This window comes from Thalassococcus halodurans (assembly GCF_900108225.1).
Taxonomy (GTDB): Bacteria; Pseudomonadota; Alphaproteobacteria; order Rhodobacterales; family Rhodobacteraceae; genus Thalassococcus; species Thalassococcus halodurans.
Genome location: NZ_FNUZ01000007.1, coordinates 14,261 through 32,281, shown reverse-complemented (window position 1 = coordinate 32,281; position 18,021 = coordinate 14,261). Strand labels below are relative to the sequence as shown.

The 18,021-nt window shown below is 60.6% G+C and carries 21 protein-coding genes; 18 read left to right on the top strand and 3 right to left on the bottom strand.

Going from position 1 to position 18,021, the window contains the following annotated elements:
* The first annotated feature begins 2 nt into the window (after positions 1 to 2).
* The 4 genes from C4S59_RS17260 to C4S59_RS17245 all read left to right on the top strand — a co-directional run bounded on the left by C4S59_RS17260 (position 3) and on the right by C4S59_RS17245 (position 3,394).
* Entirely contained in the window at positions 3 to 974 is a 972-nt protein-coding gene (locus tag C4S59_RS17260; RefSeq protein ID WP_103911631.1) for a type II secretion system F family protein, read from the top strand.
* 15 nt (positions 975 to 989) lie between these two features.
* Positions 990 to 1,979: a type II secretion system F family protein gene (locus tag C4S59_RS17255; RefSeq protein ID WP_103911630.1), complete on the top strand. Its 990-nt coding sequence runs from the start codon at positions 990 to 992 to the stop codon at positions 1,977 to 1,979.
* A 168-nt stretch (positions 1,980 to 2,147) separates the two neighbouring features.
* On the top strand, positions 2,148 to 2,951 hold the full coding sequence (locus C4S59_RS17250) for a helix-turn-helix transcriptional regulator (protein ID WP_146064557.1): 804 nt from the start codon (positions 2,148 to 2,150) through the stop codon (positions 2,949 to 2,951).
* Positions 2,948 to 3,394, top strand: coding sequence for an A24 family peptidase (locus C4S59_RS17245; RefSeq protein ID WP_103911628.1), 447 nt, complete (start codon positions 2,948 to 2,950; stop codon positions 3,392 to 3,394). The genes C4S59_RS17250 and C4S59_RS17245 overlap by 4 nt, the downstream gene beginning before the upstream one ends.
* A gap of 19 nt (positions 3,395 to 3,413) precedes the next feature.
* Here C4S59_RS17245 and C4S59_RS17240 read toward each other — a convergent pair whose 3' ends face one another.
* On the bottom strand, positions 3,414 to 3,617 hold the full coding sequence (locus C4S59_RS17240; protein ID WP_103911627.1) for a hypothetical protein: 204 nt from the start codon (positions 3,615 to 3,617) through the stop codon (positions 3,414 to 3,416).
* Positions 3,618 to 3,776: 159 nt separating this feature from the next.
* Between C4S59_RS17240 and C4S59_RS17235 the strand changes: the two genes are divergently transcribed.
* The 10 genes from C4S59_RS17235 (at position 3,777) to pqqE (ending at position 11,167) form a co-directional block, all read left to right on the top strand.
* Entirely contained in the window at positions 3,777 to 5,393 is a 1,617-nt protein-coding gene (locus C4S59_RS17235) for a sensor histidine kinase (protein ID WP_103911773.1), read from the top strand.
* 81 nt (positions 5,394 to 5,474) lie between these two features.
* Complete coding sequence (locus C4S59_RS17230; protein WP_103911626.1) at positions 5,475 to 5,852, top strand: MbcA/ParS/Xre antitoxin family protein; 378 nt, start codon at positions 5,475 to 5,477, stop codon at positions 5,850 to 5,852.
* On the top strand, positions 5,812 to 6,579 hold the full coding sequence (locus tag C4S59_RS17225; protein ID WP_103911625.1) for an RES family NAD+ phosphorylase: 768 nt from the start codon (positions 5,812 to 5,814) through the stop codon (positions 6,577 to 6,579). The genes C4S59_RS17230 and C4S59_RS17225 overlap by 41 nt, the downstream gene beginning before the upstream one ends.
* Positions 6,576 to 7,193 (top strand): GNAT family N-acetyltransferase, encoded by a 618-nt coding sequence (locus tag C4S59_RS17220; protein ID WP_103911624.1) that lies wholly within the window; start codon positions 6,576 to 6,578, stop codon positions 7,191 to 7,193. Before C4S59_RS17225 ends, C4S59_RS17220 begins: the two co-directional genes overlap by 4 nt.
* Before the next feature lie 27 nt (positions 7,194 to 7,220).
* Positions 7,221 to 7,913 carry a response regulator transcription factor gene (locus tag C4S59_RS17215; protein WP_103911623.1) on the top strand — a complete coding sequence of 231 codons (693 nt, stop codon included), beginning with the start codon at positions 7,221 to 7,223 and terminating at the stop codon, positions 7,911 to 7,913.
* 104 nt (positions 7,914 to 8,017) lie between these two features.
* Positions 8,018 to 8,107 (top strand): pyrroloquinoline quinone precursor peptide PqqA, encoded by a 90-nt coding sequence (gene pqqA, locus C4S59_RS17210; RefSeq protein WP_103911772.1) that lies wholly within the window; start codon positions 8,018 to 8,020, stop codon positions 8,105 to 8,107.
* Positions 8,108 to 8,131: 24 nt separating this feature from the next.
* On the top strand, positions 8,132 to 9,028 hold the full coding sequence (gene pqqB, locus C4S59_RS17205) for a pyrroloquinoline quinone biosynthesis protein PqqB (protein ID WP_103911622.1): 897 nt from the start codon (positions 8,132 to 8,134) through the stop codon (positions 9,026 to 9,028).
* Positions 9,025 to 9,774: a pyrroloquinoline-quinone synthase PqqC gene (gene pqqC / locus C4S59_RS17200; protein WP_103911621.1), complete on the top strand. Its 750-nt coding sequence runs from the start codon at positions 9,025 to 9,027 to the stop codon at positions 9,772 to 9,774. The genes pqqB and pqqC overlap by 4 nt, the downstream gene beginning before the upstream one ends.
* Positions 9,774 to 10,046, top strand: a complete 273-nt coding sequence (pqqD, locus tag C4S59_RS17195) for a pyrroloquinoline quinone biosynthesis peptide chaperone PqqD (protein WP_200813245.1) — start codon at positions 9,774 to 9,776, stop codon at positions 10,044 to 10,046. The genes pqqC and pqqD overlap by 1 nt, the downstream gene beginning before the upstream one ends.
* Positions 10,046 to 11,167 carry a pyrroloquinoline quinone biosynthesis protein PqqE gene (gene pqqE / locus C4S59_RS17190; protein ID WP_200813244.1) on the top strand — a complete coding sequence of 374 codons (1,122 nt, stop codon included), beginning with the start codon at positions 10,046 to 10,048 and terminating at the stop codon, positions 11,165 to 11,167. The genes pqqD and pqqE overlap by 1 nt, the downstream gene beginning before the upstream one ends.
* Before the next feature lie 305 nt (positions 11,168 to 11,472).
* On the opposite strand, the gene C4S59_RS17185 is transcribed toward pqqE, so the two are convergent.
* Positions 11,473 to 12,561 (bottom strand): ParB/RepB/Spo0J family partition protein, encoded by a 1,089-nt coding sequence (locus C4S59_RS17185; RefSeq protein WP_103911620.1) that lies wholly within the window; start codon positions 12,559 to 12,561, stop codon positions 11,473 to 11,475.
* Positions 12,558 to 13,805, bottom strand: coding sequence for an AAA family ATPase (locus C4S59_RS17180; protein WP_103911769.1), 1,248 nt, complete (start codon positions 13,803 to 13,805; stop codon positions 12,558 to 12,560). The genes C4S59_RS17185 and C4S59_RS17180 overlap by 4 nt, the downstream gene beginning before the upstream one ends.
* Positions 13,806 to 14,358: 553 nt before the next feature.
* Between C4S59_RS17180 and C4S59_RS17175 the strand changes: the two genes are divergently transcribed.
* The 4 genes from C4S59_RS17175 to C4S59_RS17160 all read left to right on the top strand — a co-directional run bounded on the left by C4S59_RS17175 (position 14,359) and on the right by C4S59_RS17160 (position 18,019).
* Positions 14,359 to 15,069, top strand: coding sequence for a DnaA N-terminal domain-containing protein (locus C4S59_RS17175; RefSeq protein WP_103911619.1), 711 nt, complete (start codon positions 14,359 to 14,361; stop codon positions 15,067 to 15,069).
* Positions 15,070 to 15,143: 74 nt separating this feature from the next.
* Positions 15,144 to 16,070: a hypothetical protein gene (locus C4S59_RS17170; RefSeq protein ID WP_103911618.1), complete on the top strand. Its 927-nt coding sequence runs from the start codon at positions 15,144 to 15,146 to the stop codon at positions 16,068 to 16,070.
* A gap of 96 nt (positions 16,071 to 16,166) precedes the next feature.
* A complete protein-coding gene (locus C4S59_RS17165; protein WP_103911617.1) occupies positions 16,167 to 17,123 on the top strand; it encodes an AAA family ATPase in 957 nt (318 codons plus the stop codon).
* Positions 17,120 to 18,019 carry a DUF58 domain-containing protein gene (locus C4S59_RS17160; RefSeq protein WP_103911616.1) on the top strand — a complete coding sequence of 300 codons (900 nt, stop codon included), beginning with the start codon at positions 17,120 to 17,122 and terminating at the stop codon, positions 18,017 to 18,019. Before C4S59_RS17165 ends, C4S59_RS17160 begins: the two co-directional genes overlap by 4 nt.
* Positions 18,020 to 18,021: the final 2 nt, after the last annotated feature.

Below are 18,021 nucleotides of genomic sequence, written 5' to 3'. Positions count from 1 at the left end.
TCATGGAACTTGCCGTCGACACACGCATGATGGGCTACGTCGTCTACATCGGCGTTGCCTTGGGTGTGTTCCTTGCGCTCTCGGGTCTGGCCCAGATGCTGGGCCGGCGGGAAAACTTTGACGAGGTCCGCAACCGCCGGATCAAGATGTTGTCCGACGGCAAGTCCACCTCTGAACTTCTGGCTCTACTCAAGCCCAAAAAAGCCAACGGCATTCTGCCGAACCTGCCCTTCTCGGGCGATCTGCCCTCACTTCTGGTGCAGGCGGGTCTGACCATGTCGCCCACGCGGTTCCTGATCATATGCGGCGCACTTGCCGCCGCCGGTCTGGCCGCTGGCCTGCGGTTTTTCGATCCGCTGCCTGCGCTGGCCCTGACCCTGACCGTGGGGTGGATCCTGCCTGTCACCGTTCTGCGCCAACGCCGCTCCAAACGGACCGAGGCGCTGACAAACCAGCTGCCCGATGCGCTGGATATCATGGCACGCGGCCTGAAGGTCGGCCACCCGCTGTCCACCTCGATCAAAGGCGTGGCCGAACAGATGCCTGATCCCATCGGCAGCGAATTCGGCATCGTCTTTGACAGCATCAGCTATGGCGATGATCTGGTGGATTCCTTCTCTGAATTTGCCGAACGTGTCGATATCGAAGACGTGCACTATCTGTCGGCCTCGATTGGCATCCAGTACGGCACCGGCGGTGATCTGGCACGGGTGATCGCGGTTCTGGCGAAAGTCATCCGCAACCGCATCGCCATGCGCCGCAAAATCCACGCGATCTCGTCCGAGGGACGCCTGACAGCCTGGTTCCTGTCCGGCCTTCCCGTTGCGATCTTCGTGATCACCTCGATTTCGTCACCCGACTATTACGGCGGTGTGTCCGAAGACCCCCTGTTCATTCCCATGATGTCCGGGATCGTCCTGTTCACGGTCCTCAATTTCCTTGTCCTGCGGAAAATGACCAATTTCCGCATCTAGTAAAAGTCCGCGCCCATGACCCAACTCGCGTTTCTTCAAGGTATGTCAGCTTCAACGGTCCTGCCCTACGGGATCGGTGCAGGTGCCCTGTTGATCTTTTTTGCGCTCGTGACCTTTGTCACCAACCGCGATGCCGCCGCCGCGCGGATCGAAGCCGCCGCAAAAACCAAGATCGACCGCCGCGACCGCGGCTTCCTTCAATCACCCACCACTGCGCCCAAAGGCTTGATGAAAACGCTGCTGCCCAGTGACGAGGCCGAGCGAACCAAGTTGCAAAAACAACTGGCCCAAGCGGGCTATAGCGGGCGCAATGCGCTGCGCGACTTTACCCTGATCCGCGCGATGTTGGGCTTTGGCCTGCCTTCGACGCTTCTGGTGATGATCATGCTGTCGCGCATGCCCGAACTTCAGGCCCCGCTGCCCGTTCTGATCTGGCTGGGCAGCCTGACGTCGATGCAGGTGTTTCAGCTTCTGACGATCACCGTCGCCATCGGGTTCTTCGGCCCTGTGCGCTGGCTCTCCTCCCGCGTGGCCGAACGCAAACAACGCATCGAAGAGGGCTTTCCCAACGCGCTCGACCTGATGCAGATTTCGGTGGAATCGGGCTTGGGCTTTGACGCCGCCATGACCCGTGTGGGCAACGAGCTGGCCGAGGTGTCCCCCGACATCGCCTTTGAATTCCTGTCGGTCCAGCGTCAGGTACAGGCGGGCCGCGCCCGCGAAGCAGCCCTTCGCGACATGGCCGATCGTACCGGCGTTGAAACCGTCCGTGCCTTTGCCAACGTCGTGCAGCAATCCATGCAATTCGGCACTGGCATGTCCGAGGCCCTGATCACCTACGCCGAAGAACTGCGCGAAACCCGTGAACTGCGTGCACAGGAAATGGCCAACAAACTGCCGGTGAAAATGTCTGCCGTGCTGGCCTCGCTCATGCTGCCCGCGCTGATCCTGCTGACAGTCGGCCCCGTTCTCATCCGCTACATCCGCTTTTTCGGAGGCGACTGACCCCACCCAAAAGCACCCCCATTACACGGCTTCGTGACCGCCCGCGCAAATGGCGCGGAACTTGAATGACCATCCGTGAAAATCATTTCACGGGTGGAGCAAGTCGTGGTCCAACAGATACAACAACCTATTGAAAGTTACGCCCCCTACGCACAGGGGCAGACATTGGTGAACAGCGCCAATTTCATCGAAACAACCGCCAACTGGTGCAGCTGCCTTCAGGGTCAGAAACCGATCCTGCGCATTCTGGACGAACTGGCCAACGCGATGGGCGCAGGCTTGGTCCTGCTGTCCCGCGTTCCCAAAGACCCCAACATGCCAAGCCGCGCGCTGTCGTCCGAGACACGCCCCGACAACTACGGCTCGGCCAGCGCCCGAAGCTTTGCCCGCAACATCATGGCCGGTTACCTGACCGGCGCGAAACCGGGTTCGGTCTGGGTGCAATCCGTGGTCGCCCCCGACCACGACGAAGATCTGGCCCGCTTCCAGCGTATGCGCCAGTTTCACGAACTCGCTCTGATCCCGCTGCAAAGCACCGACAAACACGGCGACTTTCTGGAATTCCACTTCCCCCGCGCCACGTCGTCGAACGCCTTTGCGCATCTGAACATGATTGCGCCTACGCTGGCCGCCACTTGGCAAACCCGCGCCGCGGGCACCTTCACCGACAGCCTGCTGCGCCACTCCAAACCCAAGCGTGACGCGGCCCACCAGCCGATGGCGCTCAGCTTTGAAAATCCCTGCAAATTCAGCCGCGCCGAATACCGCATCTGCGTGATGTTCAGCCGTGGTCTGGACAGCGCCGCCATCCGAGAAGAGCTGGGCATCAGCCAATCCACCCTCAGCACCCATCTGGGCAACATCTACGCCAAGACCGGCTGCACCGGCCAACGCGAACTCGTCTTCTTCCTCATGAGCGGCAACGAGCCCGTCAGATCCGCATCCCATATGGAAAGGGCCTACTGCGCATGACGCCACTGATTGTTTTGTCCCCATTGCTTCTGGTTCTCGGCTACGGCGATATGCGCCACCTTCGCATCCCCAACCTGCTGGTCTTTGCCACCATCGGGGTGTTCATTCTGACGCTGCCTTGGGTGCCGTCGGAAGAAATCATTCCACGCGTGATCAACGCAGGCAGCGCCTTTGCCATCGGCTTTCTGGCCTTCATCACGCGGATTGTCGGTGGTGGGGATGCCAAAATGTTTCCGGCGCTGCTGCTGTTCGTGCCGCCCGGATCATTGTCCCAATTTGTGCTGCTCTTTGCGATCAGTCTTCTGATCGTCACACTGCTCTTGATGGCAGTGCGCGTTGTGTTCCGCCAAGGAAACACGCGGTTCGCCGCGATCAATACCCCCAGAAGCGTTCCGATGGGTGTGCCCATGGCACTCAGCGGCCTGATCCTGCCCCTCCTCTAAGGCAGGGTCGGTACGTAAATCAGGCCTCTTTCTCGGCCGTGCGTACCTGTTGGCATTTCCAACCCGCTACGCGAAACGCAGGATGCGTTGCTGCCCATTTGGCCAACTGGGGCTGCGCGCCCATCATGCAGGCCATCGGCGTGGCATCGGTGAAAATCATACTGCGTTCTTCACATTGGTCCGGCGCTGTACTGAGACAGGCGACAAATAATAGTTCGATCATTTTCTTCTCCTGTTAAGTTACCACTAAAGTCTTAATGCTAGGATTGCGCCAAACTCCGTAGCTTTCCCTAAACGCAACGCACGCCCGATTGCTGCAATGCAGCATTTTGGCGCGAAATCGACCGGTTTGTTCCGTGTCTGCACAAAAAACCGGCAATTTATGTCAGCAAATCTGTCCCAACATGCCCCATCGCCCAAGGCCCTCAGCCTGTCTCTGAAGGCACGCTTGGGCCTTGGTGCGTTGCTGTTGGGCTTGGTGACGCTGGTGACGGCAGGCATGATGGTGGTTGCGATGGATCGCGTCACCCAACGGCTGGATGCCGCGCTCATGGCGGAAAAGCGGGTCGAACGTTACGCGGCCCTTTCGACTCAGGTGTCGACCTTTATCGTCATCGCCGCTGAATCCATCCAGACCCGAATGCCACCGGATGATCGCGCCCTTCGTCTGGAATCTGTGACCAGCAACATCATGCGCACCCTCACCCAGATCCGGCAGGATCTCGACAACGCCGTGCTTGAAGCCCGCGCCTTGGGGATCGACGAACAATCCCGCCGCGCCACCCAATCCCTTGGCATCGCGCGGATGGAGGCGATGTTCACCTCGACCCGCGACGGGTTTCTGTCCGACACCCAAGACCCCGACCGCCTGCAAGGCTTCCTTGATATCTTCTCGATCAGCTTTGACCCCCTGCTGAACGAGGTCGTCGTCGAAGAAATGCGCGCCCGTCAGACGATCCTGTCGGGCATCGAAACCCTGCGCCAGCGCCTGACCCTCATCGCCGCGGCTGTCGCGGCCGTCACCATCGTCCTGTTGCTGGCCTATTATTTCGCGCTGATCCGGCCCCAGTTCCGCAGGCTCGACATGCTGCGCGACGCGGCCCAACGCATCGGTCGCGAAGATTTTGCCGTCGCCCTGCCCGACAACAAAACCGATGAAATCGGGCGCGTGTTTTCCGAAACCAACCGCATGGCCGCCGCCCTGTCAGATCGCAAGGCCGAGGTCGCCTCTGAATGGGCCAAGCTGAACGACATCATCGCAGACCGCACGCAGGAACTCAGCGATGCCAACGCCAAGCTTGCCAAAACCGACGAAGACCGCCGCCGCTTCTTTGCCGATGTCAGCCACGAATTGCGCACGCCACTGACCGTAATCTTGATGGAATCCCAACTGGGCCGCGCCGGTGGACCCGACCCGCAAGCGGCCTTTGCCACCATCGAATCCCGCGCACTACGTTTGAACCGCCGGATTGACGACCTGCTCCGCGTCGCCCGTTCCGAAAGCGGACAGCTGGCACTGAACCCCGCGCCCTTTGACCTGCCTCAGATGATCGACGAAGCGCTGGATGAAACCCGCGCCGAAATCGCCAACGCAGGGATGGAGATGACACTCCACACCATTCCTGACCTGACCGTGGAAGGCGACCGCAACTGGATACGCCAGGTCATCGCCAGCCTGATCCGCAACGCGATCCGCCACGCCGCCGACGGCACGCATCTGTCGCTGGGGGCCGAGGCCACGGACACAACCGCGCTCATCCACATCACCGACAACGGCCCGGGCATCGCCCCCGCCGATCAAGGCAAGATTTTCGAACGCTTCGCCCAAGGGTCCGGCACCACCCGCGCCGCCGGTTTCGGCGTGGGCCTCGCGCTGGCGAAATGGGTGATCGAGGAACAGGGTGGCCAGATCACCATCCACAGCCCCCTGCCCCGCGACACGGCCCTTGGCGACAACCCCGGCACGACGGTCACTTTGTCCCTGCCTTTGGCAATTTAGCGGCGGGTCTTGACCGATCACGCGAAGAACAATACTTTCCTACGCAAGATTTATACATTTTTCTTTCACAGGAAAGCACACATGCTCCGCACGCAAACCACCCAAACGCCCGATCGCGGCACCGTTCTGGGCAAGGCCGTGCTGCGCAGCGCCGAGCGACTGAACCTCAGCGGCAAAACCCTTGCTGCCGTGCTAGGCCTGTCGGAACCTCAAATCTCGCGCCTCAAAAAGGGCACCGCGCCGCTGAACGAACAGACCAAAGCGTTCGAACTCGCCGCCCTGCTGGTCCGCGCCTTCCGTTCGCTTGACGCCATCACCGGCGGCGACGAAACCGCTGCCCGCGCGTGGATGCGGGCCGACAACACTGCGCTTGGCGGCCGCCCCGTCGATCTGATCACCTCTATCCAAGGCCTGACCAATGTCTGCACCTACCTGGACGCCCGACGCGCTCCGGTCTGAGGCGCAGCCCTACAACAAACCCGCATGGCGTCTGGTCGAGGCACAGCACCACGTCTCGACCCTGAAACTAACCGACAGTCTGGCGGAACAGGAACTGCTGGAAGACATCCTCGAAGACACCAAACCACCTGTGCCTTCGGACTGCGCCCATCTGGATTATCTGCTGGCCACGCCCTTCCGCTACCGCCCCTACCCTCACGGCTCGCGCTTTCGCCGCGCAGGGATCACGCCGGGCGTCTGGTACGGGGCCGAAGACCCGAACACAGCGCTGGCCGAAATGGCCTTCTACCGCGTGCTGTTCTATGCCGAGAGCCCCGACACTCCCTTCCCCAACACCGCCGCCGACTACACCGCCTTTGCCGTTCCGGTAAAAACCGCGGCCGCTGTGGACCTGACCTCAGGGGAACTGGCGAAAGACGCCGACGCGTGGGAGCACCTGACCGACTACGCCCCCTGCCAAACACTGGCCGAAACCGCTCGCGACATCGGGGCCGAAGTCATCCGCTACCGATCCGCCCGCGATCCGGACGGCGGTGCCAACGTCGCCGTTTTGACCTGCACCGCCTTCGCCCGCGCCAAACCCACCCAACGCCAAACATGGCGCATCCGCATCAGTGCCAACGGAGTCCAAGCCCTCTGCGACCACCCCCGCACAGCCGTGGAGTTCCCGCCAGACAGCTTTGACGCAGACAGTCGGGTGGCTGGGATGGATTGGACACGCGCATGACTGGTGAACCCAAGGCCCGCCTGATCGACCCGTTGAAGGTTCACGTACCACACCAAGTCGAAACCCCACGCCTGCGCCTGAAACGCGCTTCCGTTCAGCTGGCCACTGCGCTCGCCGCTGCAAGATCGGAAAGCTACGCATCGCTGTACCCATGGTTTCATGGCGACATGGGAACAGAAGCCGAAGAAGGTGATCCTGAATGGCAAGCAACAAAGCTCGACCAGCAATCACGAGACTTCGAACAGCGCAACAGCCTGACCTACTACGCGTTCAAAGAAGACCACCTGATCGGAATGGTCGCGCTTCAGCCAATCTGGCGCAGGGGCCAAATGAAACTGACCTATTGGATACGGTCCAACGCGCAACGACATGGCTATGCCACAGAAGCCGTCACCGCGATGATTGCCTTTGCCTTCGACACGCTAGACGCCCGCTTGGTCACAACAGGCCATGCCGAACCCAACACAGCCAGCGCGCGATTGGCGCAGAAACTCGGCTTCCAACAAATCGCCCGACAACCCCTTGCCTGCGAACTGCCCGATGGGACGCTCGTCGCTGGCATCGCTTACGGCCTAGAAACCCCACCGCACCCACCAAAGGCTGCCTCGCGCTGAGTGCTGAAATACCCCTAGACTGCCCCCATGACGACCCAACCACCCATCCTCGTGGTCGATGATGACCCTGAAATCACCTCGGCGCTTAGTCGGGGGTTGGCCATTCACAGCTATCAGGCGGTGGCCGTCCATCGCTGCGCCGATGCGATGCAGACGCTGGATACCACCACGGTGGGGGCCGCGATTGTCGATGTGATGATCGGGTCGGAAAACGGCTTTGATCTGGTCCGCGCCATGCGCGAGGCGGGACATCGCTTTCCCATCCTCATGCTGTCCGCCATGTCCGAGGTCGAAGACCGTGCCGCGGGGCTTGAGGCCGGGGCCGATGATTACATCGTCAAACCCTTTTCCTTTGACGAACTGGTCGCCCGTCTGAAGGTGCAGGAAAAACGCGCCGCCAGTGCGCGCCCCTCCCCTGCCCGTCTGGGCACCGAATCGCGCCGCCTGACCATGGGGTCAGAGTCGGCCATTCTGACAGAACGGGAATATGACCTTCTTAGGCTCTTCTTAGAAAACGCCGATAAGGTGCTTTCGCGCGGCGAAATCTTTGACGCGCTCTGGGCTGGCGACGGCAACGGCAGTGAAAACGTCGTAGATGTCTATCTGGGCTACCTGCGCCGGAAAATCGGCCTTCCGCAGAAATTCGGCTTTCAGATCAAAACCTTGCGCGGGAAAGGTTTTGTCATCGACGGTCTACCCCCGGTTTTCGCGCCCGAATAAATGCGACCATGGTCTAGGCCATTCTTAGAAAATAAGAATTGGATAAGAAGCACGCCCGACGCAGGATACCCCAGTAAGACAACTTACATATGGAGGAGAAGACCATGGCATGGAATAAACCCGTAGTCCGCGAAATCGAGTGCGGCATGGAAATCAACATGTACGGCCCCGAAGAAGACGGCGTACTGTTCTAAGTTCCAGCGCGCGGAGGCGTTACTATGACATTCCGCGCGCAAATTCTGGGGGCGGCTGCCGGTGGCGGCCTTCCCCAATGGAATTGCGGTTGCGAAAACTGCAATCTGGCGCGAACCGGCGCAATCCCCCCACAGACGCAAAGCTCTCTGGCCGTCACCGCCAATGGCGTGGACTGGGCCATTCTGAATGCGTCTCCGGATATCCGTCAGCAACTGGCTGACACCCCTGCCCTGCATCCCACCGGCCTCCGTGACATGCCGCTTCGGTCCGTTTTGCTGACCAATGGCGACATCGACCACGTCGCAGGCCTGCTGACATTGCGGGAAATGCAGCCCTTTACGGTGCATGCGACCCAAGGCATCCACGATGTGATCGCCGAAAACCCCATTTTCGCCGCCCTGAACGCCTCTGTGGTGGCCCGTAACACCATCCGGCTGGACGAGCCCTGCGAAATCGCCCCGGGCCTCTCAGCGACGCTTTTTGCCGTTCCGGGCAAGGTGCCGCTCTATCTTGAGGGCGATGAGGTCCAGACCGACCTGATCGGTGAACAGACGGTTGGCGTCGAACTGACAGCCCATGGCCGCACCGCCTACTACATCCCCGGCTGCGCGATCCTGAACGACGACCTGCGCGCCCGCCTGACCGGCGCGGACACGCTGTTCTTTGACGGCACCCTCTGGCGCGACGATGAAATGGTCCGCGCGGGACTGGGCCAGAAGACCGGCAAACGCATGGGCCACATGTCGATGTCCGGCGAAGACGGATCCATCGCCGGTTTCGCGGACATGGACATCGCCAAGAAAATCTACGTTCATATGAACAACACCAACCCCGTCCTGCGCCCGGACTCGGCCGAAAAAGCCGAAGCAGAGGCCGCCGGATGGATCATCGGCCAAGACGGAATGGAGATCACCCTATGACCCAGACCCGAGAAGAGTTCGAAGCCCGCCTGCGCCAGATCGGCGCCGAGCGTTACCACGACAAACACCCCTTCCACCACCTGCTGCACGGTGGTGGCTGCACCCCCGATCAGGTGCGCGCATGGGTGATCAACCGCTACTACTACCAGCACTCGATCCCGATGAAGGACGCCGCCTTCATGTCCCGCGTCGAAAGCCCCGACCTGCGCCGCGCGTGGCGCTCGCGGATCGAAGATCACGACGGAACAGACACGAACCCCGGCGGCATCAAGCGCTGGCTCAAACTAGCCGAGGCCGTGGGCCTTGATCCCGACTACGTCGCCTCGACCGAAGGCGTCATGCCCGCCACCAAATTCGCCGTCGACGCCTACGTCCGCTTTGTCCGCGACAAAACCCTGCTCGAGGCCGTCGCCGCCTCGCTGACCGAGCTTTTCGCGCCCAAGATCCATGCCGACCGCATTCAGGGCCTGCTGAAGAACTACGATTTCGCCGACGACAGCTCGCTTTCCTACTTCCAGAACCGCCTGAAAGAGGCCCCCAAAGACGTGGCGTTCGGCCTGAAATGGGTGCTGGACCATGCGGACACGCAAGAAAAGCAGGATATGGCCGCTAACGCATTGATATTTAAGACAGATGTTCTCTGGTCACAGCTTGACGCGCTCCATTCGGCCTATGTCGAACCCGGCCGCATCCCGCCGGGCGCATGGCAGCCCGGTCAGGGCATGGCCAACGCCAAGGCCGCCTGATGGAGCTTGACGCGATCCCCTACCTGCCCCGCGGCGTCCGCCTGCATTTCGACAAGGTGCGCGACACATGGGTCCTGCTGGCCCCTGAACGCGCCATCACGCTCGATCAGGTGGGTCAGGCGATCCTGTCCGAACTCGATGGCACCCGCAGCTTCGGCCAGATCACCGACGACCTTGCCGCCAAATACAACGCGCCCAAGGATCAGATCGTGCAGGACAGCGCGGGCTTTCTGAAGGCGCTGCGCGACCGCCGCTTCCTCGAGGTACAGTGATGGCCCTTGACCGTTCCGCAATCCGCCCGCCCATCGCGATGCTGGCCGAACTGACCCATCGCTGCCCCCTCTCCTGTCCCTACTGTTCCAACCCCGTCGAACTGACGCGGATCAACTCGGAACTCGACACTGAAACGTGGCAATCCGTATTCAAACAGGCCGGCGAACTGGGTGTCCTGCAACTGCATCTGTCGGGCGGTGAACCCGCCTCGCGCCGTGATCTGGAAACACTGGTCACCTCGGCGCGCGATGCTGGGCTCTATACCAACCTGATCACCTCGGGCATCGGCCTGACCGAACGCCGCCTTAAGGCCCTGGACGAGGCCGGACTGGATCACATCCAGCTTTCCCTGCAGGGAACCGACGCGCCCATGGCCGACCAGATCGGCGGCTACAAAGGTGGCTTTGATCGCAAGATGAAGGTTGCTGAATGGATTGCCGACATCGGCTTTCCCCTGACACTCAATGCCGTCCTGCATCGCCGCAATCTGCACCAGCTGCCCCGCGCGCTGGAAATGGCGGTCGAGATGGGTGCACGCCGGATCGAGGTCGCGACTGTGCAGTTCCATGGCTGGGCGCTTAAGAATCGCGATACCCTGATGCCCACGCGCGAACAGGCGCGTGAAGCCGACCGTATCGTGTCCGAGGCCCGTGCAGCGCTCAAAGGCACCCTGGTGATCGACTACGTGCCTGCTGACTACCATTCAGACTTCCCCAAGCGCTGTATGGGCGGCTGGGGCACCACAGGGCTTAACGTGGCCCCTGATGGCAAGGTACTACCCTGCCACGCGGCAGAAACCATCCCCCACCTACAATTCGATAACGTGCGGGACAAATCACTGTCTGACATCTGGTACTACAATAGCGCGTTTCAGGCATACCGCGGCACAGACTGGATGTCTGAACCCTGCCAAAGCTGCGAACGCAAGACCGTCGATTTCGGCGGCTGTCGGTGTCAGGCGATGGCGATTGTGGGCGATGCCTCAGCCACCGATCCGGTCTGCATCAAGTCGCCCCACCACGGCGCGCTACAGGCTCAGGCAGATGCGCATGCCTCTGTGGCAGACGCGCCTTTGGTCTACCGCGAAGCACCGGGCAAAGAATCCGAACCGGCGGAATAAGGGTCCCCTGCCCCATTATCGACGCCGGCCTTTCGCACTCTGATTACTTTCATCAGCCATAAAATACCGATGCCGCAGAATCGCTTCTGCGGCCTTTTTCGTGCTAGATTAGGCTCTATCCTATCACAAAACAGTCTCTAACAAAGCCCAACTCTGTTGGCGCTTCGCTCTGCCCTCTCCAACAGCTGACATAGACTCTATTACGTCGGATATCAGTCTCTATAGCGGCCAAAGAAAAAGGGGCCCTTCGGCCCCTCACTCGCTCCACCCACAGACGGGTTAACAATGGTTCCCCGCGGGGAACGCTACTCTTCCAACTTAGTCAGAAACTCTGCCAGCGCTTGTTCCAGCGCATGGCGATCCTTGGCAGAGAAGTCGCAATCCAGCAGAACTTCCAACCGACCTTGCGACGCCGTCACCTTGGCCGCACCCCTGCTCCGCTCAAGCCGGAACGTGGTTTTCGCAACGCGCGGCTTCTGTTCTTTCGTGGGCTTTGGTGCAGCGGGTTTCGCGGCACTGACAAAGCTCTGCAGAACCGCCAGTTCGTCCTCCGGTGATCTGGGTGCAGGAACCGCCTTGATGCGCGCAATCACTGTCTCGGGCAGAACCAAGCCCTCTTCGATCAGCTTACGCAGCTCCAGCCCCAAAGCACGCGGAATGATCTGCGGGTACAGAACGGCGCCCTGCAGATACTCCAGCAGTTTCGCAAAGGCGCGGACATAGCTGCGCTTCTGTTTGTTGGCGGATTCATACAGAACCGAAACCGCCTCATCGACGTCCTTCGCTTCGGTCTCGGGATCATGCGCATAGTCCCGCGCAAGGACGGCCATTTCACCAAAGGAAATATCTCGGCGCACAAGGTTCTCGTCGACCATGCGGCGATACAAACGCTCCAGCGCCTCGCCCTTGGCAATGATCGTTGCGGGGATATGGCCCCACTTTTCCGCATCGCCGGTTTCGTCCTTCATCTCGCGCCACGCGCTCAGACGGCGGAAACCCTGCACCAGTTCGAAATATCCGTCATCGGCTTCTTCCAGCTGGATCGGGTTCGACAGACCAATCGCGCGGATCGACTCTTTCAACTCGGTCAGATCATCGCCTTCACTCAGACGGTCACGGATCAGCTTACTGACGCGGATCTTGCCAAGCGGCACCAGATCGGTGATCAGCCCCGCCTTTTTCAGCCGCACATGCTCATGCGCAAGACGGTCGTTTTCCTCACGGATTTTCTGTTCGATCTCTGCACGGGAATTTAACGACTCGGCCGTTTCCCGCACCGCCGCCGCCATAGGCCCACGCCGCGCATCCGCCTTCGTATCGCGCGAGGGCGCAGCAGCGGGCGGCGTGTCGTCGACAGGCAGGTCGATATCGAAAACTCTACGCTTCTTGCTCATGCCTCATCCTCCAACTGATCCCATGCTTTCAGGATGGTGTCGCGGAACTCTTCATACGCCTGATCGAACGTTGCGCGCGCACGGCGCCACGTTTCCCGCGTCATATCCCGGTAGTCGATCTCGTAGACCGAAGACAGGAAGCGCCCCGACTGTTCAACCGCCCGCGTCATCTCGATCGGGTGTTCGGCGACGTGACCCTCGAAAACCTTTCTGAAAGCATCAAACATCGCACGGTGCAGATCGTTGCCAGGTTCATACCGTGTCATCAGGAAACGGATGTCCGTAAAGACCTTCGGCAGCTTGAGGTTCCCCGCGGGGAACCCGTGGGAGAGGTCTTCAAGGGCTTCGGCCAGCTGGCCGATGAAGGAGGTGGTTGAGTCGTATTCCCAGTAGCCGGGGCCGGAGGGTATATAAAGCATGTCGGCGGCGAACACTGCGTTCATGCTTTGGTAGCCGATTGCCGGCGGACAGTCGAAGATCACGAGGTCATAGGCGTCGGCCGGGATGCTGTCCAAGTAGCGGGACACGGCGGCGAAGAACGACCATTCGGGGTTCAGGTGACGGTACTGGGCCGAGGCGAATTCGACGAAGGCCGCGTTGGCGCAAGAGGGCACGATATCAATCGCGCTCCAGGCTGTGGGCTTGATGAAGTCGGTGTTCCGAAGCTCACCCAGACCCATGTCACGGATCGAGTCCGGCAGTTTGCGGGTCGGAAGCTGTACGCCGGATTCCGCCGCAACAGAAGCGCTGTTCATCCGGTCGGTTTCGCGGATCAGGTCGCGGGCCATGATGCCCCAGACTGTATAGTCTTCGGCCACATCGTTCAGACCCATGGAATGGGACAGCGTTGCCTGCGGGTCAAAGTCGACGACCAGAACGCGGTAACCATCAAGGGCAGCGGCGTGCGCGAAATGCAAAGCGACAGTCGACTTGCCCGCGCCACCTTTGAAGTTGGCGATCGCGGCGCGGAAGGCGCGCTTATTGGCAGGACGTTTCGGCATGAGCGACCGGCGGTTCACTTTCATGCGGCGACGGATCTCGTTGATTTCGTCCAGAGTGTACCAACGCTGACGACCGTCTTCCTCAACCTCGCCAGAGGGGAGGGAGGGGTCAGCGGCCAGACGGCCACGGAATGTGGACTGGTTCACCTTAAAGATAAGCTCGGACACTTCCCAGCTTGAGAACCTCCGAAGGCTTTTCTCCATCTCGGGTGAGAAGGTTTGACGCCGGATGTGACCCTGCATCTTAAGTGACTTTGCCTGCAACTCTGCCAGATCTTCGTGTGTATAACTCACATTTCCACCTTTTTTGGGGACGCTATTTCTTTATAAAACGGAATTTACGATGATTTGCGGAATTTGGCAAAACCCAATATTGTATAAAAGACAGGTTTTTTCGGCCTTTTTCCCGAAGGATTTCTGCTTTCAACCGATTCTGGCGATTCGGAGAGATGGGGGGCAGGAGGGTCTTGAAACTGAACCAATATTTTGGGGACAGGTTTGGGGCAAAATCCACATTTAGGGGGACATTTTGGCCAAATAAGGGGACACACTGGATGTCCCCCTATACCAATAATACCAATTTTCTTTTTAAAAATTTGGTTAGGGTTTGATCCCAGATGGCAAAACGCTTGACAGAATCGAACTTCCGGACGCAAATCAGATCAAGTTGGCGATAAGCGTTGAGTTTTCATCTCAATGCGGTATGAAGACCGACAAAGTGGCATAGAACCGCAGAAAACGAACTGAGGCAGCAACGGGACAATCATAGTCCCGACAGGAAACGAGGACCGAGCAGATGGCCGTCACCCATCCCGTGGGTCGCAATGCGGCATCACGGAAATACGACATACTTACCGCCCTTGGTGCGCTTGCGTTGTCTCAGGACAAATCCGCACAACGACTGACGTTGCGGCTGATGACCCTGATCACAGCACGCTACAACTGGCGCAACGACGAACTGATTGTTGGTCGGGTCGAGATGGCACGGCTGTGGTGTGTGGACGAACGAACCGTCAAACGCGAGATGGCCAAGCTGAAGGCGATGGGCTGGATCGAAGTGAAACGGGCAGGGGCCCGTGGACGGATCACGACCTACCGGATGATGCTGGACCGGATACTGGATGACACCCGTGTGGCATGGGCCAATGTCGGGCCGGATTTCGAAGCGCGGCTTTCTTTGGAAACAGAAGCGCCGCAGCCCGCGACAGGGCAGGGGGCCATCGTCGCCTTTCCCGGCGCCAAACAGGTTCCTGCGCCGGATGTGTCCTCGGGGGATCCGTGGGCGCTGGCGGCAGGGATGCTGCACGGGGATGATCCGCAAAGCTATGGCGCATGGATTGCGCCGCTGACCCATCACGACACACGCGGCGAGGTGATGATGCTGATGGCCCCGTCACGGTTCCACGCGTCTTATGTGCAAACGCATCTTCTGCGGAAAATCGAACGGGCGGTGCGTAGCCTTGATGTGGATGTGTCCCGCGTCGCCGTGCTGTTTCCTGAAGGCTAAGTCGGGGCGCAACTTAACCGTTATTGGACGCATCAAGACCTGCGCGCTAGTTCGTGGCGAAAGGAGGGTCCAAGATGGTTCTGCGCACCGCCTTTCTGGCGTTCATTCTGACATGTCTTTCGGGCCTGTCCTGGGCCACGCCGGACCGTGCGGCGTTCTTGGATATCGCCCGCAAAGGCTGGATCTATCAGCTGCGCACCACGATGATCGGGCGCGATATGTCGATCCCTGTGCGGATCAACGGGCAGACATTGTTGGGGGCATCGATCTGTCTGGTGGGCGAGCGACCGCATCTGGAAACCCGCGCCAGCCTGAACGCATTCCGGACCTTGGTGGCCGAGGTCACGGGCAAGCCGTTGCCCATGCGATACGCCGGTGTGTCAGCACGGCAATGCGGGGCAGGGCGGACGGTGGTTATTCGTCTCTATTCCGGCAGACCTCCAGGCTCTGCTTTGACGGACGATTTGATGTGGATGAACGAGATCCACGACTTCGGCCTGCCGCAGGGGCGGCAGTATTCAGCGGGATCGCCCGCGATGGCGCAGACGTTTTTCGGCCGTAAGGGGCAGGGCACCCATGTGATGGTCAAACAGCCCCGTCATGACGAGCTGACCGATATGGAGCGGGATTTCTACCGCTCGATCCTGATCGAGGAACTGTTCCAGTCCTTCACCTTTGGCATGGATATCCTGCATTTCGATCGCGAGGCGGCCTTTGTGTCGAAGCTTGAGGAATACCCCGTCGATCTGCGCTATCTGCCGTGGGATTCAGAGCCGTTCATGGAGGCCTTGGTTCGGTCGAACCCGCGCGGGCTGTGTCCGTTTGATGTGTTCATGTTGCATGCCGTGGCAGATGCGCCAGTTCAGCAGACGAACGAAGACGCGTTTCTGGATTTCATCGATGCGCGCTACGACGATCTTTGGCAGCGCGCTGAACGGGTTGTCGCGGACGGGCGGTTTCAGGCCATTCTGGACCCTGAATGCCGCGGGCCGTTCGACTGATTGTGATTGCTAATACCTTCTGCGGTGTTTGTGGGTTTCGGGATTGCCGCTAGGCTTTCCGGATAAACGTGCGCACTTCGCACGAAGGGAGGAACCATGGACCAGACGATAAAGGCCGCGCCGGTGGGCGTCGGTCGCCTTGCCGCGCATCTGGAAGACGGGCTGGTCGGGCATCAGGTTCTTGTCGAACGGCTGTTGATCGGGGTGCTGGCTGGCGGGCATCTGTTGGTCGAAGGTGCGCCGGGCTTGGCCAAGACGCGGGCGGTGAAATGGCTGGCTGAGGCGATGGAAGGAACGTTTGCGCGGATCCAGTGTACGCCTGATCTGATGCCGGCGGATCTGACGGGGACGCCTGTCTATCGGCCGCAGGACGGGACCTTCGAGTTTGTCAAAGGGCCGGTGTTTCACAACCTTGTTCTGGTCGACGAAATCAACCGCGCGCCGCCCAAGGTGCAGTCGGCCTTGCTTGAGGCTATGGCCGAAGGGCAGGTGACGGCGGGCAATGAAACGCACCCACTGCCGGACCCGTTTCTGGTGGTTGCCACGCAGAACCCGATTGAACATGACGGTACCTTCCCGCTGCCCGAGGCGCAGTTGGACCGCTTCCTGATGCATGTGGTTCTAACCCTGCCTGATCCGGATACCGAACGGCGTATCCTTGATCTGGTCGAGGCGGAATCCGTGTCGGGTGTGACCCACCCTGAACCGGTGCCGTTGGCCGAGGTTCTTGAAGCGCGGAAACAGGCGATGGCGGTGCATTTGTCGCCTGCGTTGAAGGACTACATCGTGCGCCTTGTGACGGCGACGCGGGTGGCGCCGTTCAAGGATGAGATCGAACATGCCGTGTCGCCGCGTGGCACGCTGGCGCTTGCGGCGGCGGCCAAGGCGCGGGCGTATCTGCATGGGCGCGACCATGCGCTGCCCGAGGATGTGGAGGCGGTGGCAAGTGACGCGCTGGCGCACCGGATCGTGTTGACGTGGCGCGCGGTGGCCGAGGGGCGGACCGCGCGGGCGCTGATTGCGGATGTTCTGAAACAGGTTGAACCGCTGTGAGCGATGCGCTTCAGGCCCCCGGCGTTGCGCTTCGGGCCGAGGCGCTGATCGGGCTGCGCCGCGCGGCATTGATGAAAACGCTGGATATCCCGCTGGCCGCGCTTCCGGGCGGATTCGTGACGAAACGCAAAGGCCACGGGCAGGATGTGGCGGACGTGCGCGAATATGTGGCGGGCGATGATATCCGCCATCTGGATCGCGGCACGACGGCACGGACGGGCACCCTACATGTGCGACGGTTTCAGGAAGAACGGGATCGCGTGTCGATCCTTGTTGCCGATTTTCGGCCTTCGATGTTGTGGGGCACGCGGCGCGCCTTCCGGTCTGTCGCCGCGGCCGAGGCTTTGGCGTTGGTCGGCTGGCGCATTGTGGAAGAGGGCGGTCGCGTGGGTTTGCTGGCGCTTGGGGCAGGGGAGCCCGCTGTGGTTCCGGCCCGTGGACGCGCGCGCGGAATGCTGGATGTCATCGGCGGCATGATCCGCGCCCATGATGCCGCTTTGGAATTGGCCCTGTCGGGGGTTAGGCACGACCCCGATCTGGCCACGGGCCTTGCGCGGTTGGAACGTATTTCACCGCGCGGGTCCGAAATTATTCTGGCGTCCGGTTATGACAGTCTGGGTGCGGGGTTTCAGGACCGGATTGATGAACTGTCCGAACGCCGCAGCCTGCGCTGTTTGCGGGTGGTGGATCAGGCGGCACAGAGCCTGCCGGACGGTTCCTATCCCATCGTTCTGAGCGACGGCACACGGACCCGCGCGACGGTGCGTGGGGCGAAATCAGAGACTGTTTCTGACCAGATCGCAGGCCAGCCGGTTTTGACCATCGATGCGGGTCAGACCCCTGACGCCACCGCGCGGTTGATCGCTGCGGCCTTCCCGCCGGATCGGGGGGCTTAGGG

Bases quoted from the DNA above. Each gene is read 5' to 3' on its own strand.
- C4S59_RS17260 (WP_103911631.1), top strand. From the start codon at position 3: ATGGAACTTGCCGTCGACACACGCATGATGGGCTACGTCGTCTACATC.
- C4S59_RS17255 (WP_103911630.1), top strand. From the start codon at position 990: ATGACCCAACTCGCGTTTCTTCAAGGTATGTCAGCTTCAACGGTCCTG.
- C4S59_RS17245 (WP_103911628.1), top strand. From the start codon at position 2,948: ATGACGCCACTGATTGTTTTGTCCCCATTGCTTCTGGTTCTCGGCTAC.
- C4S59_RS17240 (WP_103911627.1), bottom strand. From the start codon at position 3,617: ATGATCGAACTATTATTTGTCGCCTGTCTCAGTACAGCGCCGGACCAA.
- C4S59_RS17235 (WP_103911773.1), top strand. From the start codon at position 3,777: ATGTCAGCAAATCTGTCCCAACATGCCCCATCGCCCAAGGCCCTCAGC.
- C4S59_RS17230 (WP_103911626.1), top strand. From the start codon at position 5,475: ATGCTCCGCACGCAAACCACCCAAACGCCCGATCGCGGCACCGTTCTG.
- C4S59_RS17225 (WP_103911625.1), top strand. From the start codon at position 5,812: ATGTCTGCACCTACCTGGACGCCCGACGCGCTCCGGTCTGAGGCGCAG.
- C4S59_RS17220 (WP_103911624.1), top strand. From the start codon at position 6,576: ATGACTGGTGAACCCAAGGCCCGCCTGATCGACCCGTTGAAGGTTCAC.
- C4S59_RS17215 (WP_103911623.1), top strand. From the start codon at position 7,221: ATGACGACCCAACCACCCATCCTCGTGGTCGATGATGACCCTGAAATC.
- pqqA (WP_103911772.1), top strand. From the start codon at position 8,018: ATGGCATGGAATAAACCCGTAGTCCGCGAAATCGAGTGCGGCATGGAA.
- pqqB (WP_103911622.1), top strand. From the start codon at position 8,132: ATGACATTCCGCGCGCAAATTCTGGGGGCGGCTGCCGGTGGCGGCCTT.
- pqqC (WP_103911621.1), top strand. From the start codon at position 9,025: ATGACCCAGACCCGAGAAGAGTTCGAAGCCCGCCTGCGCCAGATCGGC.
- pqqD (WP_200813245.1), top strand. From the start codon at position 9,774: ATGGAGCTTGACGCGATCCCCTACCTGCCCCGCGGCGTCCGCCTGCAT.
- pqqE (WP_200813244.1), top strand. From the start codon at position 10,046: ATGGCCCTTGACCGTTCCGCAATCCGCCCGCCCATCGCGATGCTGGCC.
- C4S59_RS17185 (WP_103911620.1), bottom strand. From the start codon at position 12,561: ATGAGCAAGAAGCGTAGAGTTTTCGATATCGACCTGCCTGTCGACGAC.
- C4S59_RS17180 (WP_103911769.1), bottom strand. From the start codon at position 13,805: ATGCAGGGTCACATCCGGCGTCAAACCTTCTCACCCGAGATGGAGAAA.
- C4S59_RS17175 (WP_103911619.1), top strand. From the start codon at position 14,359: ATGGCCGTCACCCATCCCGTGGGTCGCAATGCGGCATCACGGAAATAC.
- C4S59_RS17170 (WP_103911618.1), top strand. From the start codon at position 15,144: ATGGTTCTGCGCACCGCCTTTCTGGCGTTCATTCTGACATGTCTTTCG.
- C4S59_RS17165 (WP_103911617.1), top strand. From the start codon at position 16,167: ATGGACCAGACGATAAAGGCCGCGCCGGTGGGCGTCGGTCGCCTTGCC.